Consider the following 24,422-nt stretch of genomic DNA (forward strand, 5'->3'; position numbering starts at 1 on the left):
GGGGCGGGATTGTGCCAGCGGCCTCAGGCCCGCACGGGCGGGGCAGGGCGCCAGTCGATCAGGCGGGTGCCACACAGCACATCGTGCCAGTACTGGCGCTCGGGGTGAAGGCGCGTGAGGCCGGCGTACACCAGCGCCCACAGCGCCATCCAGCCAAAGATCGTGCCGGTGTCGGCCCAGTGCAGCGCCGCTGCCGACGCCAGCGCCGGCAGGAACCAGACATAGCTGGCCAGGTAGCGGGCCACGGCGCGGCCCTGGCTCACCGGTTGGCCGTGCACATCGACCACGCGGATGTGCCAGGCGCGCATGGCCACCGTCTGACCGCTGCGCGACCAGAACCAGCCGAAGTAGATGCCCAGCACCAGGAACATGAAGGCCTGCAGCGCCTCACGGCCGCGCAGGGCATGGGTCTGATGGGTCAGGGCCGAAAACAGATAGCCGGCGATCATCACCACGCCGAACAGCAGCACGCCCTCGTAGGTGAGGCAGGCGAGGCGGCGTCGCAGCGAGGGCGCCCGCTGCGTGGGTGCGGCAGCCGCGCTCACGGTGTGGACGCCGTGGGCCGTTCAGCGGCGGGCGGTGGCGTCGCCTCGACCCGCTTGGGTGCCTCGGGGGGCTTGGGTGGCAGCGGCTTGGGCAACAGGGTGGTGCGGTCCACCACCTGCGGGCTGACCTCGATCTTGGGTCGCGGTGCGCTGGCGACCGGCTTGACCGGCGGCGACTGGGTGATCAGGCGCGTGGTGGCGCCCGGACCGGCCTGCACCAGCGACGGACCCACGGCGCGCGGGGCCGGCGCCGGCGTCGGTGCGAGGGTGTTGGCCTTGGCCGCCTGGGCGTCGACCGGGGCGCGTCGCAGCTTGCCCGCTGCCGTCGACTGGGGCGACGACGCCGGGGCGACCTGGCGCTGTGCCAGCGCCTGCTTGCGCTCGGCGGGCAGGGCCTGGTAGGCCTCCCACTGGGCTTGGCGATCAGGGGCCGGGATGGCTCGGGCCTGCTGGAAATTGATGCGCGCCTGACCCCGCTGGGCAGGCGACATGCGGGCCCACTCGCTCATGCGCTGTTGCATGCGCTGCTGCTGGTCGGCAGACATCGACGGGTAGCGGTTGGCCAGTTCCAGCCATTTTTGCCGCTGGATGGCATCGAGGCTGTTCCAGTCGCTTTTCAACGGCGCCAGGACCGTTTTCTGCGACCCCTGCAGCGACGACCAGTCTGGGCTGGGCGCCAGCGCCTGGGCCTGGGCCACGCCCGCCCCGACCAGGGCGCTGACCAGCAGCAGGCGGCCCAGCCAGGCCACGGGCATCAGCAGACGGCTCCGGGGCATGTCACTCCTGGGGCGCATGCAGGTACTCGGCGAAGCCGGGGTCCGAGTAGGCCTCGGGCGGCAGGTCGTCGGTGAGCAGCGCGGCGTCGACATCGGCGGCGGCGCCGATCTGCACGCCATCTTGCCAGGCATCAATGGCCACCAGGGCGCCCAGCAACATCAGCAGCGGCAGCACCGACGCGATGCGGCCCCACCAGTCGGCTGGGTGGCGGCCCAGCACGGCGGAACCGGCCGCCGACCTCCCCACCACCGGCGCGGCCGAGGCCGTCACCGGCGCGGTGGCCAGGCGGCTGGCGCGGGCACGAGCCAGCGCCTGCTCGCGCGAGATGCGCAGGCGTTCGGAGATGTCGTGGTCGGCGCCGCTGCGGGTGTCATTGAGCAACGAAGCGATGCGCAGGCCGAACCGTGCCTCCAGGGCGGCCGAGGTCGGGTCTGCCGTCGTGCGGTCGATGAAGGTGGTCATGGTGCGATTCCCTTGGCTCTGAGCGACTTGGCCAATGCATGAACGGCTCGGGAGCAGTGCGTCTTGACACTGCCCTCCGAGCAGCCCATCACGGCCGCCGTCTCGGATACATCCAGTTCCTCCCAGTAACGTAGCAGAAAGGCTTCTCGTTGACGCGCTGGGAGTTGTTGCACTTCGGTATCGATGATATGCAAGATCTGTTCCCGACCAAAGGTGTCGGCGGCACTCTCGGCGCCCAGGGCGCCGTCCAGGCTTTCCAGGGCCTCCAGCAGGTCGAAATCCTCGTCCTCGGCATTGCCCTGGAACTCGGACATGTTCTGCATCACCGAGCGGCGCACCTTCTGACGCCGGAACCAGTCCATCGTGGCGTTCGACAGGATGCGCTGGAACAGCATCGGGAACTCGGCTGACGGGCGGTCGGCGTACTTCTCGGCCAGCCGGAACATCGCGTCCTGCACGATGTCGAGCGCGGCTTCCTCGTCGCGCACGGTGAACAGTGTGCGCTTGAAGGCCCGCTTCTCGGTGCCTTTGAGGAAATCGGACAGTTCTTTGTCGGTGGCCAAGTGCCGGCGGGCACGCGGGGTGCCATTGCTGCGTTGTTACCGCATTATGCAATGTCCCTGTGCGTCTGGCCGACAGGCTCGAAGGAATGCGATAATGCTGAGTTCGCGCATAGCGATGAGATCTCCAGGGCGCCCCGACAGCGGGTGCCGCTCCCTTGTTGATCGCGCAGGTTCCAAGTCCGCCTCATGAGGGCGCGAGGAGGGGCACCGAAGGTTTTTCGTCAGAGAAATTCACAGAGGTTCGAAAATGAACATGTCTGCCGCGGAAGTCAAACGCGCCCCAATGGCGCAACCGCAAACCACTCCCCCCGCCACCCCTGCCGCCGAGCCCAATGGCTCGGAGATCCTCGTGCGCTGCCTGCAGGCCGAGGGTGTCAAGTTCATCTGGGGCTACCCAGGCGGCTCGGTGCTCTACATCTACGACGCCCTGTACGGGCAAGAGTCGATCCAGCATGTGCTGGTGCGCCATGAGCAGGCCGCCGTTCACGCCGCCGATGGCTATGCCCGCGCTACCGGCGATGTCGGCGTGGCCCTGGTCACCTCGGGCCCCGGTGTCACCAATGCCGTGACCGGCATTGCCACCGCCTACATGGACTCGATCCCGATGGTCATCATCACGGGCCAGGTCCCCACGGCGGCGATCGGCCTCGATGCCTTCCAGGAGTGCGACACCGTGGGCATCACCCGCCCGGTGGTCAAGCACAACTTCCTGGTCAAGGATGTGCGCGACCTGGCCATGACCATGAAGAAGGCCTTCCACATCGCCCGCACCGGTCGCCCGGGGCCGGTGGTGGTGGACATCCCCAAGGATGTCTCGTTGAAGACCGCGCCCTACCACTACCCGGACACGATCGAGATGCGGTCGTACAACCCGGTGAAGAAGGGCCACGGCGGCCAGATCCGCAAGGCGGTGCAACTGCTGCTGCAGGCCAAGCGCCCCTACATCTACACCGGTGGCGGCGTGGTGCTGGGCAATGCCGCACCCGAGCTGCGCGAGCTCTGCGACCTGCTGGGTTTCCCGGTCACCAACACCTTGATGGGCCTGGGCGCCACCGCGGCCTCCGACCCGAAGTTCCTGGGCATGCTGGGCATGCACGGCACCTACGAGGCCAACATGACGATGCAGCACTGCGATGTGCTGCTGGCCGTCGGGGCGCGCTTCGATGACCGGGTGATCGGCAACCCCAAGCACTTCGCCTCGGTCGAGCGCAAGATCATCCACGTCGACATCGACCCTTCGTCGATCTCCAAGCGGGTGAAGGTCGACATCCCGATCGTCGGCGACGTCAAGGACGTGCTGCAGGAGCTGATCGCCCAGGTCCGCGAGGCCCAGGCGCGGCCCGACAAGGCCGTGATCTCGGCCTGGTGGGGTCAGATCAACGAATGGCGCAAGCGCGAGTGCCTGAAGTACCGGCCTGGCACCGACGTCATCAAGCCGCAGTACGTGGTGCAGACGCTGGCCGAACTGACCCGCGGCCAGGACTGCTACATCACCTCGGATGTGGGCCAGCACCAGATGTGGGCGGCGCAGTTCTACGGCTTTGAGGAGCCGCGCCGCTGGATCAACTCGGGCGGTCTGGGCACGATGGGTGTGGGCCTGCCGTATGCCATGGGCATCAAGCTGGCCAAGCCGGACTCGGACGTCTTCTGCATCACCGGCGAAGGCTCGATCCAGATGTGCATCCAGGAGCTGTCCACCTGCCAGCAGTACAAGACGCCAGTCAAGGTGATCTCGCTGAACAACCGCTACCTGGGCATGGTGCGGCAGTGGCAGGAGCTGATCTACGACAAGCGCTACGCCCACAGCTACATGGACGCGCTGCCCGATTTCGTCAAGTTGGCCGAGGCCTATGGCCATGTCGGCATCAAGATCGAGAAGCCCTCCGAGGTCGAGCCCGCGCTCAAGGAGATGATCCGCCTGAAGGACCGCACGGTCTTCCTGGACGTGCGCACCGACCCCACCGAGAACGTCTGGCCGATGGTGCAGGCCGGCGCCGGCATCACCGAGATGCTGCTGGGGTCCGAGGACCTGTGATCGCCTGAGGCCAGCCGGCCGCGGCGGGTGACCGCCCGCTGCGGCGCTGCTGGCCGATGCGATCCGGCGACCGGACCGACCCTGACACCGTAACGATCGACAGGCGTGGCCAAGGGCCGGCGGTTACCGCCGCCGGTCTGAAGAGCGCGCCAGGAGTTGAAACCATGAAACACATCATCGCCGTGCTGCTCGAGAACGAGCCCGGCGCCCTCTCGCGGGTGGTGGCCTTGTTCTCCGCCCGCGGCTACAACATCGAGAGCCTGACGGTGGCGCCGACCGAGGACGCCTCGCTGTCGCGCATGACCATCGTCACCACCGGCTCCGACGAGGTCATCGAGCAGATCACCAAGCACCTCAACCGCCTGGTCGACGTGGTCAAGGTGGTCGACCTCACCGAGGGTCAGTACACCGAGCGCGAGCTCATGCTGATCAAGGTCCGCGCGGTGGGCAAGGAACGCGAGGAGATGAAGCGCATGGCCGACATCTTCCGTGGCCGCATCATCGACGTGACCGAGAAGAGCTACACGATCGAGCTCACCGGCGACGCAGGCAAGCTCGATGCCTTCATCGAGGCCATCGACCGCACCGCCATTCTTGAAACCGTGCGCACCGGCTCCAGCGGGATCGGTCGCGGCGAGCGCATCCTGAGAGTCTGATCCACCAGGATCGCCTATCTCCCTTTCCCGCTCCTCATTTTCCGACGAGAGAACACCATGAAGGTCTATTACGACAAGGACACCGACATCTCCCTGATCAAGGGCAAGAACGTCACCATCATCGGCTACGGCTCGCAAGGCCATGCCCACGCCCAGAACCTGAACGAGTCGGGCGTCAAGGTCACGGTTGGCCTGCGCAAGGGCGGTGCGTCCTGGGCCAAGGCCGAAGGCGCCGGCCTGAAGGTGGCCGAGATCGCCGACGCCGTGAAGACGGCCGACGTGGTCATGATCCTGCTGCCCGATGAGCAGATCGCCGATGTCTACCGCAAGGACGTCGAGCCCCACATCAAGGCCGGTGCCTCGCTGGTCTTCGCCCACGGCTTCAACGTGCACTACGGCCAGGTCCAGCCCCGCGCCGATCTGGACGTGTGGATGGTCGCCCCCAAGGCCCCGGGCCACACCGTGCGCAACACCTACCGCCAGGGTGGCGGCGTGCCGCACCTGATCGCCGTCTACCAGGACACCACCGGCAAGGCCCGTGACCTGGCCCTGAGCTACGCCGCGGCCAACGGCGGCGGCAAGGCCGGCATCATCGAGACCAGCTTCCGCGAAGAAACCGAAACCGACCTGTTCGGCGAGCAGGCCGTGCTGTGCGGCGGCACCGTTGAGCTGATCAAGGCCGGTTTCGAAACGCTGGTGGAAGCCGGCTACGCGCCCGAGATGGCCTACTTCGAGTGCCTGCACGAGCTCAAGCTGATCGTCGACCTGATCTACGAAGGCGGCATCGGCAACATGAACTACTCGATCTCGAACAACGCCGAATACGGCGAGTACGTGACCGGCCCGCGCGTGGTGACCGAAGACACCAAGAACGCGATGCGCCAGTGCCTGAAGGACATCCAGACCGGCGAATACGCCAAGTCCTTCATCCTCGAGAACAAGGCCGGCGCCCCGACGCTGATCTCGCGCCGCCGCCTGACCGAGGAGCACCAGATCGAGGTGGTCGGTGCCAAGCTGCGCGACATGATGCCCTGGATCAAGGCCAACAAGCTGGTCGACAAGAGCAGGAACTGATGCGGGTGGCGGCCACGGCGCCGCCGCCAACATCACCGACAAGGCCGCCCCTGTGGGCGGCCTTGTGCTTGAGGCCCTGAGTTATCCTCCCAACCATGACTGAACCCGTGAACGACGACCTCGACGACGAGCCGGCGCAGCCCCTGCGCCCGCGCCGCCGGGGCATCTACATCCTGCCCAACCTGTTCACACTGGGTGCGCTGTTCGGCGGCTTTTACGCCATCGTGATGGCGATGAACGGCCGCTTCGAGAACGCCTGCATCGGCATCTTCTGCGCCGCCGTGCTCGACAGCCTGGACGGCCGCGTCGCACGCATGACCAACACGCAAAGCGCCTTTGGCGAGCAGATGGACAGCCTGTCGGACATGGTCAGCTTCGGCGCCGCGCCGGCACTGATCGTTTACGAATGGGCGCTCAAGGGTCTGGGCAAGGCCGGCTGGATCGCCGCCTTCGTCTACTGTGCCTGTGCCGCGCTGCGCCTGGCGCGCTTCAACACCAACATCGGCGTGGTCGACAAGCGCTACTTCCAGGGCCTGCCCAGCCCGGCGGCGGCGGCCATCGTGATCGGCTTCATCTGGGTGCTGGACGACGCTGGCTACAAGGGCGTGTCGGTGCTGCCGGTGCTGCCCTGGGTGGCCTTCTCGGTGGCGCTGTACGCGGGCCTGACGATGGTCACCAACGTGCCGTTCTACAGCTTCAAGGACGTCAGCTTCAAGCGCAGCGTGCCCTTCATCGTGATCGTCGCGATCGCGCTGGGCATTGCGGTGATCAACATCCACCCGCCCGCGGTGTTGTTCGGCCTGTTCTGCGTCTACGGCCTGTCGGGCTATGTGATCTATGCGATGCGCAAGGCCAAGGGGAAGCCGGTGAGCGTGATCGCCACGTCGACCGACGAGCCGGACGAACGCGGCTTGCACTGAGTGCGCGGCTGCGTGCTATATTCAGGCCCATGTCTTCGATCACCACCTCCTCGCTGCTGCTAGCGCTGCTAGGCACCCGCCGGGCGCGCTGATCGAATTCGTCCGTACCTCACCCGTACCTCCTCACCGATCAACGGCCCGCATTGCGCACGCAGCGGGCCGTTTTTCTTTGTCCAACATTTCCCACCGCAACCGAAGAGCCTCCCATGTCCGACAAGCTGATCATCTTCGACACCACCTTGCGTGACGGCGAGCAATCGCCCGGCGCCTCGATGACCAAGGACGAGAAGCTGCGCATCGCGCGGCAGCTCGAGCGGCTGCGCGTCGATGTGATCGAGGCCGGCTTCGCCGCCTCGTCCAACGGCGACTTCGAGGCCGTCAAGGCGATTGCCGACGTCATCAAGGACTCCACCGTCTGCTCGCTGTCGCGGGCCAATGACCGTGACATCAGCCGCGCCGCCGAGGCGCTGGCCGGCGCCAACCGCGGCCGCATCCACACCTTCATCGCCACCAGCCCGCTGCACATGGAAAAGAAGCTGCGGATGTCGCCCGACCAGGTGTTCGAGCAGGCCAGGCAGGCGGTGCGCTTCGCCCGCAACCTGTGCGGCGACATCGAGTTCAGCGCCGAGGACGGCTACCGCTCGGACATGGACTTCCTGGCGCGCGTGGTCGAGGCCGTGATTGCCGAGGGTGCCACCACGATCAACATCCCCGACACCGTGGGCTACGCCATCCCCGAGCTCTACGGCCAGTTCATCCGCACGCTGCGCGAGAAGGTGCCCAACTCCGACCAGGCGATCTGGTCGGTGCACTGCCACAACGACCTGGGCATGGCGGTGGCCAACTCGCTGGCCGGCGTGAAGATCGGCGGTGCGCGCCAGGTGGAGTGCACGATCAATGGCCTGGGCGAACGTGCGGGCAACTGCTCGCTGGAAGAGGTGGTGATGGCGGTGCGCACGCGCCGCGACCACTTCGGCCTGGAGGTGGGCATCGACACCAGCCAGATCGTGCCGGCCAGCCGCATGGTCAGCCAGACCACCGGCTTCGTGGTGCAGCCCAACAAGGCAGTGGTGGGCGCCAACGCCTTTGCGCATGCCAGCGGCATCCACCAGGACGGCGTGCTCAAGGCGCGCGACACCTACGAGATCATGCGTGCCGAGGACGTGGGCTGGAGCGCCAACAAGATCGTGCTGGGCAAGCTCTCGGGCCGCAACGCGTTCAAGCAGCGCCTGCAGGAGCTGGGCATCGAGATGGACTCCGAGGCCGAGATCAACGCCGCCTTCGCGCGCTTCAAGGACCTGGCCGACCGCAAGAGCGAGATCTTTGACGAGGACATCATCGCCCTGGTGGGTGACGAGAGCGTGACCTCCGAGCAGGAGCACTACCGCCTGGTGGCGCTGAGCCAGCGCTCGGAAACGGGCGAGCGCCCGCACGCCAAGGTCAGCTTCTTCGTCGGCGCCAAGGAGGTGACCAGCGAGGCCGACGGCAACGGCCCGGTCGATGCCAGCCTAAAGGCGATCGAGGCCCATGTGCAAAGTGGCGCCGAGATGCTGCTCTATTCGGTCAATGCGATCACCTCGGGCAGCACAGAATCGCAGGGCGAGGTGACTTTCAGGCTGCAGCATGGCGGCCGGGTGGTCAACGGCGTCGGTTCGGATCCCGACATCGTGGTGGCATCTGCCAAGGCCTATCTGGCGGCTCTGAACAAGCTGCAGGGCAACGTGGAGCGCACCTCGGCCCAGTGGTAAGCCGGCCGCGGCGCCGCAAGCGCCGACAGCTACTTTAGGAAAGACACGCAAGTTTTTGATCTTGCGTGTCTTTTTGGTTTCCAATAGACTGTCATCTCGCAAAAGCCCGATCCCCAGCCCCGACACCGGTTGCGATACATGTTGAATTCGAAGTTGCGCGTGTTTTCTCTGGCCTGGCTGGCGGCGCTGGCCTTGGCCGTGTCGGGTGTATCGGCGTCGGCTGCGGTCCGCAAGCCGGCTGCGCCTGCCAAGGTCAGCAAGTCGGCCAAACCGGTGCGCGCTGCCGCAGCGCCCACGGCCCGTGCCAAGGCCCGCCCGGCAGCGGTGCGCCGGCCGGTGGCTGTGCGCGCCGAGGCGCCGGCCAAGCCCTCTTTCGGGCAGCTCTATGGCCTGCACGAGTCCGACGACCCGCTGGACCTGCGCTCCAGCGTGGCCTTCGTGATGGACCAGGACACCAACGAGATCCTGCTCAGCAAGAACCCCGACGCGGTCCTGCCGATCGCCTCGATCACCAAGCTGATGACGGCGATGGTCGTCACGGAAGCCCGCCTGTCGATGGACGAGACGCTGACCATCTCGGACGACGACGTCGACACCGAGAAGGGCACCCGCTCGCGCCTGGTGGTGGGCACCCAGCTCACCCGTGGCGAGATGCTGCATCTGGCGCTGATGTCCTCCGAGAACCGAGCGGCCCATGCCCTGGGTCGCCATTACCCGGGTGGCCTGCAGGCCTTCGTGTTGGCCATGAACGCCAAGGCCCGCATGCTGGGCATGCACGACACCCGCTATGTCGAGCCCACCGGCCTGTCCAGCTCCAACCAGTCCAGCGCGCGTGATCTGGCCACGCTGGTCAAGGCGGCCTACCAGGTGTCGCTGATCCGCGAGCTGTCCACCTCGCCCGAGTACCAGGTGTCGCTGGGCCGTCGCCAACTGCAGTTCCACACCACCAACCGCCTGGTCAAGAGCCCCGAGTGGGACATCGGCCTGCAAAAGACCGGCTATATCAGCGAAGCCGGCCAGTGCCTGGTCATGCAGGCCCGTCTGGCGGGCCGCAAGCTGATCATGGTGCTGTTGGATTCGGCCGGCAAGTACTCGCGCATCGGTGATGCCGAGCGCATCCGCCGCTGGCTGACCGGCGCGCCGGACCAGGTCTCGGCCCAGCCGGTGGCTGCGGGTCGCAGCGCCGGCTGACGCGCTTCAGGGCGACGGGGTGGGACCCCGAAAGCCCAGCGACGCCGAGATCTGCGCCGCGGTCGCCTTGACCCGGTCCACCCAGGCTTCCTCGATGCGGTCGGCGGGCGACGAGATCGACAGCCCGGCCACCAGCTTGCCCTGGTCGTCGAAGATGCCGGCGGCCATGCAGCGCACGCCCAGTTCCAGCTCCTCGTCATCGCGCGCCAGCGTCTCGCGGCGCACCCGCACCAGTTCGCGTTCCAGCGAGGGCAGGTCGGTCAGGCTGTTGCGCGTGTGGCCGGCCAGGCCGGTGCGGGTGGCGTAGGCGCGCACCCGCTGCGGATCGTCCCAGGCCAGAAAAAGCTTGCCCACCGAGGTCAGATGCAGCGGCGCCCGGCCGCCCACAGCGCGCACCACCTGCATGCCCGAGCGTTCGCTGTAGGTGCGCTCGATGTAGACGATCTCGTCGCCCTGGCGCACCGACAGGTTCACCGGCTGGTGGGTCAGCTTGTGCAGCTCGCGCATCGGACCCAGTGCGGCGTCGCGCACATCCAGACGCGCCTTGACGAGGTTGCCCAGCTCCAGCAGGCGCATGCCCAGGCGGTAGCTGCCAGCCTCGGGGCGATCGACGAAGCGACCCACGGCCAGGTCGTTCAGGATGCGGTGGGCGGTGGATGGGTGCAGCCCGGTGCGTTCGCTGAGTTCCTTCAGGGGCACCGGATCCTGGTGGGCGGCCAGCTCATCGAGCAGCGAGAACGCGCGGGCCAGCACCTGGATGCTGGGGGACTGGTTGTCTTTGCGGGTCATGGTGCGGCGATCACGGGGTTGACCCTATTTTGCATGGCGAAACGCCGATGTCGTCAAGTGAATGGAGATTTCATGCGCGACCTCTGCGTGGACACCCATTCATGCCACGGCCTGCGCCGCCAGGCGACCGGCCCGGATCGCGCCCTCCAGGGTGGCCGGGTAAGGGCCGTCGACATAGTCGCCGGCCGCCCACAGGCCGGGGGCGATCTGCATCGACGGACGCCTCAGGCCGGGTGTGCAGGCGAAGGTGGCGCGTTTCTCGTTGCGCACGCTGCGCAGGCGAGCGCCGCCGCCAAAGACGCGCTGCCAATGGTCCAGCAGCGCCTGACCCGCTGCCGCCGCACCCTGGGCCGCCAGCTCGGCCGCGCCGCTGGCCACCAGGGTGTAGCAACCGGCCGGGCCACCCAAGGCGCCCAGGTCAAAGGCGAACTGGGCCGGACCGTCGGCGAGGCGCAGCATCGGCGCCGCCCAGCGCGTGGCCGGCGCATCAATCCAGGCGGTGACGATCGGTTGGTAGTGGATCGCCTGGGTCAGGGCGCTCCAGTGCGGTGCCCAGGGCTGCGCCAGCCGGGCCGCCTCGGTGGCGCTGCAGGCCAGCACCACCTGGTCGACCGGCGGCAGCCCATCGATCTGCCAACCCGCGCCGGGGTCGTGGCGCAGGCACCGCACCGGATGGCGCGGGTGCCAGCTCACGCCGCGCTGGGTGAGCCAGGCCAGCGCCGGCTGCGGGAACAGCGCGTCCAGTGGCACACGGGGCAGCAGCAGGTCGGCGCTGCCCGCGCCGCCGAACAGCGCATCGCGCAGCACGGTGAGCATCACCTGGGCGCTGGCCTCGGATGCCGGGGTGTTCAGGGCGGCCACGCACAGCGGCTCGAGCAGGGCCTGGTAGACCGAGGCCGGGCAGCCGTGGGCAAAGGCCTGCACGCTTCGGTCAGGCTGGCAGCGAAAGCCCCCCAGACGCCACGACAGGGCCATGCGCAGCAGCGTGAAGCGGTCCGGCCACGGGCAATCCTGCCAGCGCAGCACGCCCATGGCAAAGGCCCAGGTCGCCGGGCCGCGGCCCAGTGCCAGCCCACGTCCCTGCGGGTCGCGCAGCGACAGGGGGGTGCGCAGCAGCACCGTGTCGGGGTCGACACCGACGCGGCGCATCATCGCCAGCGTGTCCCGGTAGGCGCCCACCAGGATGTGCTGGCCGTTGTCCTGCGCGGCGAGCGTGCTGGACGGCGTGGAGCGCGCCCGCCCACCCGGCTGGGAGGCCATGTCGATCAGCGTGACCGCATGGCCGGCATCGACCAGCTCGACCGCCGCGGCCAGCCCGGCCCAGCCGGCGCCGATCACGGCCACACGACGGGACGCCGGTGTCAGCGACCTCGCCATTGGGTGCGCGCGGCGATCCACAGCTTGCGCAGCGGGGTCAGCGAGATGCGCTGGTGCAGCACCTGGAAGCCTCCGCGCTCGATCTCGTCGAGCAGCGCACGGTAGATGTTGGCCATCATCAGGCCGGGCCGCTGCGCGGCGCGGTCGGCCTCGGGCAGCAGCGCCAGGGCTTCGGCAAACAGCGTGCGGGCGCGTTCGGCCTGGAACTGCATCAAGGCCTGGAAGCGCTCGCTGTAACCCCAGGGCGACTGGCGCATCAGCAGCTCATGGGCCTTGACGTCAAAGCGCTGCAACTCGTCGATCGGCAGGTAGATGCGGCCGCGGCGCGCATCGTCACCCACATCGCGGATGATGTTGGTCAGCTGCATCGCCAGGCCCAGGCGGTGGGCGTAGCGGGTGGTCTGCGGATCGGTCTGGCCGAAGATCGACGCGGCCACTTCGCCCACCACGCCGGCCACCAGATGGCAGTACTGGGCCAGGTTGGCAAAGTCCAGGAAGCGGTTTTGCTCCAGGTCGGTCTGGCAGCCCTGGACCACGGCCTGCAGGTGTTCGGCCCGAATGCCGTAGGTGGAGGCCAGCGGCATCAGCGCCTGCATCACCGGGTGGCTGGGCTGGCCGGCGTAGGCGCGCGCCACCTCCTGCTGCCACCAGGCCAGTTTGGTCGCGGCCACGCTGGGCTCGACCATGTCGTCCACCACATCGTCCACCTCACGGCAGAAGGCGTAGAAGGCGGTGATGGCCGCGCGGCGCTCAGGCGGCAGGAAGAGGAAGGCGTAGTAGAACGACGAGCCGCTGGAGGCGGCCTTCTCCTGGACATATTGCTGGGGCGTCATGACACGGTCCGGCGCATGCACAGGGCGGCCCAGCCAATGGCCAGCCAGTCGGCACCCCGCAGCTGGGGGCGGGTCTGGAACGAGTGCGGGTTCATGCGGCGGATTGTCGCCAGAACGTGCAGACCGCCCTGGACCACCGCGCGCAGCTCCCAGCCGACTCGGCCCGGCAGTTGATGCACCAGGGGCGCGCCGCGGCGCATCAGGCCTTCGGTCCAATCCAGCAGGTCGGTCAGCAGCGCGGCCTCGGTGCGGCCGGGGACGCGCCCGGCCAGCAGGGCGGCGCGGTCCACGCCGTGACGGGCGCAATCCTCCGCCGGCAGGTAACAGCGGCCGCGCGGGTGGTCGACGCTGAAGTCCTGCCAGAAGTTGATCAGTTGCAGCGCGGTACAGATGTCGTCCGAGCGCTGCAGCGCCTTGGGCTCGTCCACGTGATAGAGGTGCAGCAGCAGCCGACCGATCGGGTTGGCCGAGCGGCGACAGTAGTCCAGCAACTGATCACGGCTGTCATAGAGCGGGTTGCCGCAGTCCTGGCGGAAGGCATCCAGCAGATCTTCGAGCAGCGTCTGCGGCAGGGCGTGGCGGCGCTGTTCGCGCACCAGGGTGGCCAGCATCGCGGCCCAGCGCGGGTCGGCCGGCTCGCCGCGCAGGTGGGCATGCCAGCTGTCGCGCAGTTGCTGCAGCCAGGCGCGGCGCTGCTCCGGCGGGGCGCTGCCTTCGTCGGCCAGATCGTCGGCGGTGCGCGCAAAGTGGTAGATCGCGGTGATCGGCGGGCGCAGGGCCGGCGGGCACAGCCAGGAGGCCACGGGAAAGTTTTCGTAGTGATCGACGCTCACGCCGCGATTGTCGGGGCACAGATCATGGGTTCGGCGGTTGACGCGCATCAGACGGCTTCGTATATTACTGACCAGTCAGTCATTAATCGAGATCCATCGATGGCCGCCATCCCTTTTCGCGCCGTGCTCCTGGTCCTGGTGGCCGCCGCGGCGCTCACCGCCTGCCAGCCCAAGACCCCGGCGCCCGAGCCCGAACGCGCCGTGCGCCTGTTCAAGGTGGGCGACTCGGGCACACCGCCCGGACAGATTTTTGCGGCCGAGATCCGCGCGCGGACCGAGACCGTGCTGTCCTTCCGAGTGCCCGGCCGGCTGGAGAGCCGCCTGGTGGACAACGGCCAGGCCGTGAAGGCGGGCCAGGTGCTGGCGCGCCTGGACCCAGCCGACCTGCAACTGGCCCAGCAGGCGGCCGATGCCGGCGCGCTGGCCGCCAAGACCAACCTGGATCAGCTGGAAGCCGACCTGCTGCGCTACCGCGAGCTGCGCGCTCAGGGCTTTGTCGGCCCGGCCGAGCTGGAGCGGCGCGAAGCCGCTGCCAAGGCCGCCCGTGCGCAATGGGACCAGGCCCGGGCCTCGGCGCAGGCGCAGGGGCGTCAGGCCGGCTACACCACGCTGGTGGCGCCCGCTGCTGGTGTGGTCACCGGTGTGCTGGCTGAGCCGGGCCAGGTGCTGGCCGCCGGCACGCCCTTGCTGCGCCTGGCGCAGGACGGGCCGCGTGACGTGGTGTTCAGCGTGCCCGAAGGCCGCATCGACACACTGCGCACGCTGAAGGGCCGAGCGGACGCGCTGCTGATGCAGCTGTGGGGCCAGACCGAGGACATCCCGGTCACGCTGCGGGAGCTGGCCGCCGCGGCGGATCCGGTGACCCGCACCTTCCAGGCCAAGGCCGATCTGGGCCGCGCCAACCCGCCGCTGGGCCAGACCGCCCAGGTGCGCCTGGTCAGCGCCGGCGCGGCGCGCGGCTGGCGGCTGCCGCTGGGCGCCATCTTCGCCCATGAGGCGGGCAGCGCGGTCTGGGTGTTTGACCGCGCCGCCTCGGTCATCCGGCTGCGCCCGGTACAACTGGCCGGGGCCGATGGCAACTGGGCCCTGGTGGTGGGCGGCCTGAAGGAAGGCGAAGAAGTGGTCAGCGCCGGCACCCACCTGCTGGCGGCCGGCCAGAAGGTCAAGCCCTGGCTGCCGCCGGGCACCTCGGCTGCCGCTTCGGGGAGCCGCTGATGAGTGCCGGACAGGGGGGAGCCGGCGGCGGCTTCAACATCTCGCGCTGGGCGCTGGAGCATGCGCCGCTGACGCGCTACCTGATGGTGGTGCTGATGCTGCTGGGCGTGGCGGCCTACCTGCAACTGGGCCAGGACGAGGACCCGCCGTTCACCTTCCGGGCGATGGTGGTGCAGGCCTACTGGCCGGGCGCCAGTGCCCAGCAGGTGGCCGAGCAGGTGACCGACAAGATCGAGCGCACGCTGCAGGAGGTGCCCCACAGCGACATCATCCGCAGCTTCACCAAGCCGGGCGAATCGCTGACCATCCTGCAGCTGAAGGACTCGTCGCCGGCGGCCGACGTGCCCGACACCTGGTACCAGGTGCGCAAGAAGATCGGCGACATGCGCGGCACCTTGCCGCAGGGGGTGATCGGGCCCTTCTTCAATGACGAGTTCGGCGAGGTCTACGGCTCGATCTACGCGCTGGCGGGCGACGGCTTCACCAACGAGGAGCTGCGCCAGTTTGCCGAGCGTGTGCGCGGCGAGCTGCTGCGGGTGCATGACGTGGCCAAGGTCGAGCTCTTCGGCGTGCAGGCCGAGAAGCTGTTCATCGAGCTCTCGCACAAGCGCGTGGCGACGCTGGGCCTGGACATGAACCAGGTGCTGGTCCAGCTCTCGGCGCAGAACGCGGTGGAAAGCTCCGGCGTGCTCAATGCCGGCACCGAGAACCTGCAGGTCCGCGTGGCCGGCCAGCTGCGCACCGTGGACGACCTGCGCGCGCTGCCGATCCGCGGCGTCAACCCGAGCACCGGCCAGGCCAGCGCGCTGCGGCTGGGCGACATCGCCGAGATCCGCCGCGGCTATTCTGATCCGCCGGGCGTGATGGTGCGCCACCAGGGCCGCCAGGTGGTGGCGCTGGGTGTGGCCATGGCCAAGGGCGGCGACATCATCGCGATGGGCAAGGCGCTGCGCGCGAAGGTCGAGGCCATCCAGGCCGAGCTGCCGGTGGGTGTGGAGCTGTCGCAGGTGCAGGACCAGCCCAAGGCGGTGAGCCTGTCAGTGGGCGAGTTCATCCGCGTGCTGGTGGAGGCGGTGGCGGTGGTGCTGGCGGTCAGCTTCATCAGCCTGGGTCTGCACTTCAAGCCGCTGCGCATCGACATCTGGCCCGGCCTGGTGGTGGCGATCACCATTCCGCTGGTGCTGGCGATCACCTTCGTGACGATGTTCTACTGGGGCGTCGGGCTGCACAAGATCTCGCTGGGCTCGCTGATCATCGCGCTGGGCCTGCTGGTGGACGACGCGATCATTGCGGTCGAGATGATGGTGCGCAAGCTGGAAGAGGGCTACGACCGCATGCGTGCCGCGACCTACGCCTACGAGGCCACGTCGATGCCCATGCTCACCGGCACGCTGATCACGGCCGCAGGCTTCCTGCCGATCGGCATGGCCAAGTCCACGGTGGGCGAGTACACCTTCGCGATCTTCGCGGTCACCTCGGCGGCGCTGCTGATCTCCTGGGTGGTGTCGGTGTACTTCGTGCCCTACCTGGGCGCCTGGCTGCTGAAGACCCGCCAGGGCCATGACGGTGAGGCCCACGAGCTGTTTGACACGCCGTTCTACCAGCGCTTTCGCGCGATGGTGACCTGGTGCGTGGAGCACCGCTGGAAGACCATCGCCATCACGCTGGCGATCTTCGCGCTCGGCCTGGTTGGCATGGGCCGGGTGCAGCAGCAGTTCTTCCCCGATTCCAGCCGCCCGGAGATCCTGGTCGATCTGTGGCTGCCCGAGGGCTCAACGATCCAGCAGAGCGAGCTGCTGGCGCACCGATTCGAGCAGCGCATGGCCAAGGAAGCGGGCGTGGCCACGGTCACTGCCTGGGTGGGCAGCGGCGTGCCGCGCTTCTACCTGCCGCTGGACCAGGTGTTCCCGCAGGCCAACGTGAGCCAGTTCATCGTCCTGCCCAAGGACCTGACAGCCCGCGAGGAGCTGCGCCTGCGCCTGCCGCAATTGCTGGCCAGCGAATTCCCGGAGGCGCGCGGCCGCGTCAAGCTGCTGCCCAACGGACCGCCGGTGCCGTACCCGGTGCAGTTCCGCGTGGTGGGCCCCGACATGGCATCGGTACGCCAGTGGGGCACTGAGGCCCGTGCTGTGCTGCAGGCGCATCCCAGCATGCGCGGCGTCAACGACAACTGGAACGAGCCGGTCAAGGCGCTGCAGCTGGAGGTGGACCAGGACAAGGCACGCGCGTTGGGTGTCAGCAGCCAGTCGATCGCCCAGGCGGCGCGCGTGCTGCTGTCAGGCAGCACGGTGGGCCAGTTCCGCGAGGGCGACCGCCTGATCGACATCGTGCTGCGCCAGCCCGCCGACGAGCGCGACACCATCACCGCGCTGGGCAATGCCTACGTGCCCACGGCCAGCGGTCGCTCGGTGCCGCTGAACCAGGTGGCCACCTACCGTTTCGGCTGGGAGCCCGGTGTGCTGTGGCGCGAAGGCCGGCTCTACGCGGTGACGGTGCAGGGCGACGTGATCGAAGGCGTGCAGGGCGCCACCGTGACCAACGAGGTCTGGCCGCAGATGCAGGCCCTGGCGCAGCGCATGCCGCCGGGCATGCACATCGAGGTGGCCGGTGCGGTGGCCGAGAGCCAGAAGGGCCAGGGCTCGATCGCCGCCGGCGTGCCGGTGATGGGCTTCATCATGCTGACCCTGCTGATGCTGCAGCTGCAGAGCTTCGGCCGCGCGATGCTGGTGGTGCTGACCGCGCCGCTGGGCATTGCCGGTGTGGCCGGCGCGTTGCTGCTGCTGAACCGACCCTTCGGCTTCGTGGCGCTGCTGGGCTTCATCGCGCTGCTGGGCATGATCATGCGCAACTCGGTGATCCTGATCGACCAGATCGAGCAGGACCGCAGCGCCGGCGTGTCGGCAGCCAAGGCCATCGTCGAGTCGGCGGTGCGCCGCTTCCGGCCGATCGTGCTGACAGCGGCGGCGGCGATGCTGGCGATGATCCCGCTGTCACGCAGCCTGTTCTGGGGGCCGATGGCGGTGGCCATCATGGGTGGATTGCTGGTCGCCACGGTGCTGACGCTGCTGGCGCTGCCCGCCATGTATGCGGCCTGGTTCCGCATTGAGAGGCCGTCGGCGTCGGAAACGCCCGCGGGACGATAGAATCCACGGTTTACCGGTTCGCAGGGGCCGGGACGGCCAGGGCAGGGTGCCTCGGCTTGTCCAGGTCCCGCACTGCCGTACAAGGAGCGCCCGTGGGTTGGCCTGACCGCCGCCGACGGGCTCGTGATCGGATCCGCGCGGGTGGCGAAATTGGTAGACGCACCAGGTTTAGGTCCTGACGCCTTCACGGGCGTGCCGGTTCGAGTCCGGCTCCGCGCACCATCGGAACCGATCACGTTCAGAGACACCCCAACCCCAGAGTTTGTCCATGGCCGTCACTGTTGAAACCCTCGAGAAGCTGGAGCGTCGCATCACGCTGAACCTGTCGGCCACCGACATCAATGCGGAGGTCGAGGCCCGTCTGAAGAAGCTGTCGCGCACCGTCAAGGCCGATGGCTTCCGCCCCGGCAAGGTGCCGATGTCGGTCGTGGCCCAGCGCTACGGCTACTCGGTCCAGTACGAGGTGATGAACGACAAGCTCGGCGAGGCCTTCGCCCAGGCCGCCGGCGAGGCGCAGCTGCGCGTGGCTGGCGTGCCCAGCATCAGCCAGAAGGACGGCGCCGCCGAAGGCACGATGGCCTTCGACGCCACCTTCGAGGTCTACCCCGAGGTCAAGATCGGCGACCTGGCTACGGCCGAGGTCGAGCGCGTCAACGCCGAAGTTGACGAGGCCGCCGTGGACCGCACGATCGAGATCCTGCGCAAGCAGCGTCGCAGCTTCGCCCAGCGCCCGGCCGCCGAAGGCGCGCAGGCCGGTGACCGCGTCACCATCGACTTTGAAGGCAAGATCGACGGCGAGCCCTTTGCCGGCGGCAAGGCCGAGGCCTTCCAGTTCCTGGTCGGCGAAGGCCAGATGCTGGAGCAGTTCGACGCCGCCGTGCGCGGCATGAAGGTCGGCGACAGCAAGACCTTCCCGCTGCAGTTCCCGGCCGACTACCACGGCCAGGATGTGGCCGGCAAGGAAGCCGACTTCCTGGTCACGATGAAGAAGATCGAGGCCCAGCACCTGCCTGAGGTGACGGCTGAGTTCGCCAAGTCGCTGGGCATTGCCGATGGCACCGTCGAGGCGCTGCGCGCCGACGTGCGCAAGAACCTCGAGCGCGAGGTCAAGTTCCGCGTGCTGGCCCGCAACAAGGCGGCCGCGATGGATGCGCTGGTCAAGGTGGCCGAGCTGGACCTGCCCAAGGCCCTGGTCGACAGCGAGCTGGAGCGCCTGGCCGAAGGCGCCCGCGCCGACCTGAAGGCGCGCGGTGTCAAGGACGCCGACAAGGCGCCGATCCCCAAGGAAATCTTCCAGCCGCAGGCCGAGCGCCGCGTGCGCCTGGGCCTGGTGGTGGCCGAGCTGGTCAAGGCCAACAACCTGCAGGCCAAGCCCGAGCAGCTGCAGGCCCACATCGAGGAGATGGCCCAGAGCTACGAAAAGCCGGCCGAGGTGATCCGCTGGTACCTCTCTGACCGCGAGCGCATGGCCGAGGTCGAAGCCGTGGTCATCGAGAACAACGTCACCGGCTTCGTGCTGGCCCAGGCCAAGGTCAGCGACAAGCAGCTGCCCTTCGAGGAGCTGATGTCCGCCTCCTGATGCCGCCCTGTGCGCACCCGCGTACACGCACCAAATCAGCCCGGCCCAGTTGCCGGGCTTTTTTCTGGATCAGGGGCTTGCTGGCGCGCCGCATAATGGGCGCATCCTTCGCAACGATCTCTTCTCAAGGACATCCATGAGTGCACTGGACACCCAAGCCCTGGGCATGGTCCCGATGGTCATCGAGCAGTCGGGCCGCGGTGAGCGCGCCTACGACATCTACTCGCGCTTGCTGCGCGAGCGCATCATCTTCCTGGTCGGTCCGGTGAACGACCAGAGCGCGAATCTGGTGGTCGCGCAGCTGCTGTTCCTGGAGAGCGAGAACCCGGACAAGGACATCTCGTTCTACATCAACTCGCCCGGCGGCAGCGTCAGCGCCGGCATGTCGATCTACGACACCATGCAGTTCATCAAGCCGGATGTGTCCACGATGTGCATGGGCATGGCGGCCAGCATGGGCGCCTTCCTGCTGGCGGCCGGTGCCAAGGGCAAGCGCTTCTCGCTGCCCAACAGCAAGATCATGATCCACCAGCCGCTGGGCGGCACCCAGGGCCAGGCCACCGACATCGAGATCCACGCCCGCGAGATTCTCAAAACCCGCGAGCAGCTCAACCGCATCCTGGCCGAACGCAGCGGCCAGCCGCTGGAGAAGATCCAGGCCGACACCGAGCGTGACTACTACATGAGCGCGGCCGAAGCCCAGACCTACGGCCTGATCGACCAGGTGCTCGACAAGCGCGGCTGAGCCCGGCCGCAGGCGGATTTCCCCCTCTTTTCGCACCCGAAGGGCGATCCGTACTTGCACTATCATTGAACGACCACTTCCCCAGCCAGCCGAGCCCATGCCCGAGAAGAAAGGCACTTCTGCCGAAAAGGTCCTCCACTGCTCTTTCTGCGGGAAGAATCAGCACGAGGTCAAAAAGCTCATCGCAGGGCCGTCGGTCTTCATCTGCGACGAGTGCATCGAGCTGTGCAACGACATCATCCGTGACGAGGTCCCGGCGGAGGTGGGTGGGGCGAAGGCCGCCAAGTCTGACCTGCCCACGCCAACCGAGATCAAGTCCAGCCTGGACCAGTACGTGATTGGCCAGGAAGCCGCCAAGCGCACGCTGGCGGTGGCGGTCTACAACCACTACAAGCGGCTCAAGCACCTGGGTGGCTCCAAGGACGAGGTCGAGCTCGCCAAGAGCAACATCCTGCTGATCGGCCCCACCGGCTCGGGCAAGACCCTGCTGGCGCAGACCCTGGCGCGCCTGCTGAACGTGCCCTTCGTGATCGCCGACGCCACCACGCTGACCGAAGCCGGCTACGTGGGCGAGGACGTCGAAAACATCATCCAGAAGCTGCTGCAGAACTGCAACTACGATGTGGAACGGGCCCAGCGCGGCATCGTCTACATCGATGAGATCGACAAGATCACCCGCAAGTCCGACAACCCCAGCATCACCCGCGATGTCTCGGGCGAGGGCGTGCAGCAGGCGCTGCTGAAGCTGGTGGAAGGCACCATGGCCAGCGTGCCGCCGCAGGGCGGCCGCAAGCACCCCAACCAGGATTTCCTGCAGATCGACACGACCAACATCCTGTTCATCTGCGGCGGCGCGTTTGACGGCCTGGAAAAGGTCATCCAGAACCGCACCGAAAAGTCCGGCATCGGCTTTGGTGCCACGGTGCATTCCAAGTCGGAGAAACGCGCGTCGGAGCTGTTTCGCCACGTCGAGCCCGAAGACCTCGTTCGGTTCGGCCTGATCCCCGAACTGGTGGGCCGCCTGCCGGTGGTCGCCACGCTGGGCGAGCTGACTGAGGACGCGCTGGTGCAGATCCTCGTCGAGCCCAAGAACGCGCTGCTCAAGCAATACCAGAAACTCTTCTCGATGGACGGTGTGGAGCTGGAGATCCGGCCGTCCGCGCTGGCCGCCATCGCCCGCCGCGCGCTCAAGCGCAAGACCGGCGCGCGCGGCCTGCGTTCCATCATGGAGCAGGCGCTGATCGACACCATGTTCGACCTGCCCACGCTCGACGGCGTGGCCAAGGTGGTGGTCGACGAGCACATCATCGACGAAGGCGGCAAGCCTTTGCTGGTGTACCGCGAGCAGGCCAAGGCCAGCGCCTGACCCTCGCCAACGCCTCACCCCCCAGATCGACCAGCCCCCGATGACGCTGGTCACTTGCAAACACCCGCTCGGCCCCCAGATGGGTTCGAGAAAGTGAGGCCCTTGATGTCCGGACACCCGATTCTTCCCCCGGAACCCATCACGCTGCCGCTGCTGCCGCTGCGCGACGTGGTCGTGTTCCCGCACATGGTCATCCCGCTGTTCGTGGGGCGGCCCAAGTCCATCAAGGCCCTGGAAGCCGCCATGGAAGGCGGCCGGCAGATCATGCTGGTGGCCCAGAAGGCCGCCGGCAAGGATGAGCCCAAGGCCGACGACCTGTTCGAGATCGGCTGCATCTCCAGCATCCTGCAGATGCTCAAGCTGCCCGACGGCACGGTGAAAGTGCTGGTCGAAGGCGTGCAGCGCGCCGTGGCCCGCCAGGTCACCGACCAGGGCGAGCAGTTCATTGCCGAAGTGGTGCCGGTCGCGCCGGCCGGCGAGGCCAGCCCCGAGGTCGAGGCCCTGCGCCGCGCCGTGACGCAGCAGTTCGACCAGTTCGTCAAGCTCAACAAGAAGATCCCGCCCGAGATCCTCACCTCGATCGCCGGCATCGACGAGCCGGGGCGCCTGGCCGACACCATCGCCGCGCACCTGCCGCTCAAGCTCGAGTCCAAGCAGTCGGTGCTGGACCTGTTCGAGGTCTCCGAGCGCCTGGAGAAGCTGCTCGAGCTGCTCGAGCACGAGGTCGACATCCTGCAAGTGGAAAAGCGCATCCGCGGCCGCGTCAAGCGGCAGATGGAAAAGAGCCAGCGCGAGTACTACCTCAACGAGCAGGTCAAGGCCATCCAGAAGGAGCTGGGCGACGGCGAAGAAGGCGCCGACATCGAGGAGCTCGAGAAGAAGATCAAGGCCGCGCGCATGCCCAAGGAAGCGCGCAAGAAGGCCGATGCCGAACTCAAGAAGCTCAAGCTGATGTCACCCATGTCGGCCGAGGCCACGGTGGTGCGCAACTACCTGGACACGCTGATCGGCCTGCCCTGGGCGCGCAAGTCCAAGGTCAAGCACGACCTGGGCAACGCCGAGGAAGTCCTCAATGAGGACCACTACGGCCTGGAGAAGGTCAAGGACCGCATCCTGGAATACCTCGCGGTGCAGCAGCGCGTCGACAAGGTCAAGGCGCCCATCCTGTGCCTGGTCGGCCCCCCGGGCGTGGGCAAGACCTCGCTGGGGCAGAGCGTGGCGCGCGCCACCGGGCGCAAGTTCGTGCGCATGGCCCTGGGCGGCGTGCGTGACGAGGCCGAGATCCGCGGCCACCGCCGCACCTACATCGGCTCGATGCCGGGCAAGGTGCTGCAAAGCCTGTCCAAGGTGGGCGTGCGCAATCCGCTGTTCCTGCTCGACGAGATCGACAAGCTCGGCATGGATTTCCGCGGTGACCCGTCGTCGGCGCTGCTGGAGGTGCTCGACCCCGAGCAGAACCACACCTTCAGCGACCACTACATCGAGGTCGATTTCGACCTGTCGGATGTGATGTTCGTGGCCACCTCCAACTCGATGAACATGCCGCCGGCCTTGCTGGACCGCATGGAAGTGATCCGCCTGTCGGGTTACACCGAGGACGAGAAACTGCACATCGCCCAGCGCTATCTGCTGCCCAAGCAGGCCAAGAACAATGGCGTCAAGGCCGAGGAGATGGAGGTCACCGAATCCGCTATCCGCGGCATCATCCGCTACTACACCCGTGAGGCGGGCGTGCGCTCGCTGGAGCGCGAGATCTCCAAGATCTGCCGCAAGGTGGTCAAGGGCCACCAGCTCAAGACCTACAGCGGCCAGGTGGTGGTGACCGACGAGAACCTGCACGACTTCCTGGGTGTGCGCAAGTTCGACTTCGGCCGCGCCGAGAAGACCAACCAGGTTGGCCAGGTGGTCGGACTGGCCTGGACCGAGGTGGGCGGCGATCTGCTGACCATCGAAGCCACGGCCATGCCGGGCAAGGGCAACATCATCCGCACCGGCTCGCTGGGCGATGTGATGAAGGAATCGGTCGAGGCCGCGCGCACGGTGGTGCGCAGCCGCGCTCGGCGCCTGGGCATCAAGGACGAACTCTTCGAGAAGCGCGACGTGCACATCCACGTGCCCGATGGCGCCACGCCCAAGGACGGCCCCAGCGCCGGCGCGGCCATGACCACCGCCTTCGTCTCGGCGCTGACCGGCATCCCGGTCAAGGCGCACGTGGCGATGACCGGCGAGATCACACTGCGCGGCGAGGTCACGGCGATCGGCGGCTTGAAGGAAAAGCTGCTGGCCGCGGCCCGTGGCGGCATCAAGCTGGTGATGATTCCGGAAGAGAACGTCAAGGACCTGCAGGACATCCCGGACAACGTCAAGAGTCAGCTCGAGATCGTGCCGGTGCGCTGGATCGACAAGGTGCTGGAAGTGGCGCTGGAATCCGCTCCCTCGCCGCTGCCTGACGACGAGCCGGCGACGTCCGCCGCGCCCGCCGCCACACCGGCCGCCGAGAGCGGTGCCGTGGGGACGGGGCCGGACCTGACGCACTGATCGTTCGCCCGTCGAAAAAATCTCATGGCCGCT

The 24,422-nt window shown here is 67.7% G+C and carries 20 protein-coding genes and 1 tRNA gene; 13 read left to right on the forward strand and 8 right to left on the reverse strand.

What is annotated here, in order from left to right; translation table 11 throughout:
• Positions 1-23: 23 nt before the first annotated feature.
• Genes KAK06_RS12200 through KAK06_RS12215 form a run of 4 tightly spaced genes read right to left on the reverse strand, consistent with a single transcriptional unit; the run spans position 24 to position 2,347 of the window.
• Positions 24-545 carry an RDD family protein gene (locus tag KAK06_RS12200; RefSeq protein ID WP_210802381.1) on the reverse strand — a complete coding sequence of 174 codons (522 nt, stop codon included), beginning with the start codon at positions 543-545 and terminating at the stop codon, positions 24-26.
• Positions 542-1,321, reverse strand: coding sequence for a DUF3106 domain-containing protein (locus KAK06_RS12205; RefSeq protein ID WP_210802382.1), 780 nt, complete (start codon positions 1,319-1,321; stop codon positions 542-544). The genes KAK06_RS12200 and KAK06_RS12205 overlap by 4 nt, the downstream gene beginning before the upstream one ends.
• A gap of 1 nt (position 1,322) precedes the next feature.
• Positions 1,323-1,784: a DUF3619 family protein gene (locus tag KAK06_RS12210; RefSeq protein WP_210802383.1), complete on the reverse strand. Its 462-nt coding sequence runs from the start codon at positions 1,782-1,784 to the stop codon at positions 1,323-1,325.
• Entirely contained in the window at positions 1,781-2,347 is a 567-nt protein-coding gene (locus KAK06_RS12215; RefSeq protein ID WP_210802384.1) for an RNA polymerase sigma factor, read from the reverse strand. The genes KAK06_RS12210 and KAK06_RS12215 overlap by 4 nt, the downstream gene beginning before the upstream one ends.
• Positions 2,348-2,594: 247 nt before the next feature.
• Here KAK06_RS12215 and KAK06_RS12220 point away from each other — a divergent pair, with 247 nt between their 5' ends.
• The 6 genes from KAK06_RS12220 (at position 2,595) to pbpG (ending at position 9,971) form a co-directional block, all read left to right on the forward strand.
• Positions 2,595-4,382: an acetolactate synthase 3 catalytic subunit gene (locus tag KAK06_RS12220; protein WP_210802385.1), complete on the forward strand. Its 1,788-nt coding sequence runs from the start codon at positions 2,595-2,597 to the stop codon at positions 4,380-4,382.
• Between the two features lie 164 nt (positions 4,383-4,546).
• Positions 4,547-5,038 carry an acetolactate synthase small subunit gene (ilvN, locus tag KAK06_RS12225; protein ID WP_210802386.1) on the forward strand — a complete coding sequence of 164 codons (492 nt, stop codon included), beginning with the start codon at positions 4,547-4,549 and terminating at the stop codon, positions 5,036-5,038.
• A 57-nt stretch (positions 5,039-5,095) separates the two neighbouring features.
• Positions 5,096-6,112 carry a ketol-acid reductoisomerase gene (gene ilvC, locus KAK06_RS12230; protein WP_210802387.1) on the forward strand — a complete coding sequence of 339 codons (1,017 nt, stop codon included), beginning with the start codon at positions 5,096-5,098 and terminating at the stop codon, positions 6,110-6,112.
• Between the two features lie 95 nt (positions 6,113-6,207).
• Complete coding sequence (gene pssA / locus KAK06_RS12235; protein WP_210802388.1) at positions 6,208-7,032, forward strand: CDP-diacylglycerol--serine O-phosphatidyltransferase; 825 nt, start codon at positions 6,208-6,210, stop codon at positions 7,030-7,032.
• Positions 7,033-7,238: 206 nt separating this feature from the next.
• Positions 7,239-8,780 carry a 2-isopropylmalate synthase gene (locus KAK06_RS12240; RefSeq protein ID WP_210802389.1) on the forward strand — a complete coding sequence of 514 codons (1,542 nt, stop codon included), beginning with the start codon at positions 7,239-7,241 and terminating at the stop codon, positions 8,778-8,780.
• A gap of 138 nt (positions 8,781-8,918) precedes the next feature.
• Complete coding sequence (gene pbpG / locus KAK06_RS12245) at positions 8,919-9,971, forward strand: D-alanyl-D-alanine endopeptidase (protein ID WP_210802390.1); 1,053 nt, start codon at positions 8,919-8,921, stop codon at positions 9,969-9,971.
• Positions 9,972-9,977: 6 nt separating this feature from the next.
• Here the strand turns inward: pbpG and KAK06_RS12250 are convergent, their stop codons facing one another.
• The 4 genes from KAK06_RS12250 to hpnC all read right to left on the reverse strand — a co-directional run bounded on the left by KAK06_RS12250 (position 9,978) and on the right by hpnC (position 13,803).
• A complete protein-coding gene (locus KAK06_RS12250) occupies positions 9,978-10,760 on the reverse strand; it encodes an IclR family transcriptional regulator (protein ID WP_210802391.1) in 783 nt (260 codons plus the stop codon).
• 99 nt (positions 10,761-10,859) lie between these two features.
• Positions 10,860-12,104 carry a hydroxysqualene dehydroxylase HpnE gene (gene hpnE / locus KAK06_RS12255; RefSeq protein WP_310741080.1) on the reverse strand — a complete coding sequence of 415 codons (1,245 nt, stop codon included), beginning with the start codon at positions 12,102-12,104 and terminating at the stop codon, positions 10,860-10,862.
• A 17-nt stretch (positions 12,105-12,121) separates the two neighbouring features.
• Complete coding sequence (gene hpnD, locus KAK06_RS12260; protein ID WP_210802393.1) at positions 12,122-12,970, reverse strand: presqualene diphosphate synthase HpnD; 849 nt, start codon at positions 12,968-12,970, stop codon at positions 12,122-12,124.
• On the reverse strand, positions 12,967-13,803 hold the full coding sequence (hpnC, locus tag KAK06_RS12265) for a squalene synthase HpnC (protein WP_310741081.1): 837 nt from the start codon (positions 13,801-13,803) through the stop codon (positions 12,967-12,969). Before hpnC ends, hpnD begins: the two co-directional genes overlap by 4 nt.
• Before the next feature lie 99 nt (positions 13,804-13,902).
• Here hpnC and KAK06_RS12270 point away from each other — a divergent pair, with 99 nt between their 5' ends.
• The 7 genes from KAK06_RS12270 (at position 13,903) to lon (ending at position 24,389) form a co-directional block, all read left to right on the forward strand.
• Positions 13,903-15,018, forward strand: a complete 1,116-nt coding sequence (locus KAK06_RS12270; RefSeq protein ID WP_210802395.1) for an efflux RND transporter periplasmic adaptor subunit — start codon at positions 13,903-13,905, stop codon at positions 15,016-15,018.
• A complete protein-coding gene (locus KAK06_RS12275) occupies positions 15,018-18,161 on the forward strand; it encodes an efflux RND transporter permease subunit (RefSeq protein WP_210802396.1) in 3,144 nt (1,047 codons plus the stop codon). Before KAK06_RS12270 ends, KAK06_RS12275 begins: the two co-directional genes overlap by 1 nt.
• Positions 18,162-18,296: 135 nt before the next feature.
• Positions 18,297-18,383 (forward strand) — tRNA-Leu (locus tag KAK06_RS12280).
• Positions 18,384-18,429: 46 nt separating this feature from the next.
• The gene (gene tig / locus KAK06_RS12285) at positions 18,430-19,740 is read left to right on the forward strand and encodes a trigger factor (RefSeq protein ID WP_210802397.1); all 1,311 of its coding nucleotides are present in this window, start codon (positions 18,430-18,432) and stop codon (positions 19,738-19,740) included.
• Between the two features lie 136 nt (positions 19,741-19,876).
• The gene (clpP, locus tag KAK06_RS12290) at positions 19,877-20,485 is read left to right on the forward strand and encodes an ATP-dependent Clp endopeptidase proteolytic subunit ClpP (RefSeq protein ID WP_210802398.1); all 609 of its coding nucleotides are present in this window, start codon (positions 19,877-19,879) and stop codon (positions 20,483-20,485) included.
• A gap of 97 nt (positions 20,486-20,582) precedes the next feature.
• On the forward strand, positions 20,583-21,851 hold the full coding sequence (clpX, locus tag KAK06_RS12295; protein ID WP_210802399.1) for an ATP-dependent Clp protease ATP-binding subunit ClpX: 1,269 nt from the start codon (positions 20,583-20,585) through the stop codon (positions 21,849-21,851).
• 105 nt (positions 21,852-21,956) lie between these two features.
• Entirely contained in the window at positions 21,957-24,389 is a 2,433-nt protein-coding gene (gene lon, locus KAK06_RS12300; RefSeq protein ID WP_210802400.1) for an endopeptidase La, read from the forward strand.
• Positions 24,390-24,422 lie beyond the last annotated feature (33 nt).

This window comes from Ideonella aquatica (assembly GCF_018069755.1).
GTDB classification, from domain to species: Bacteria; Pseudomonadota; Gammaproteobacteria; order Burkholderiales; family Burkholderiaceae_C; genus Ideonella; species Ideonella aquatica.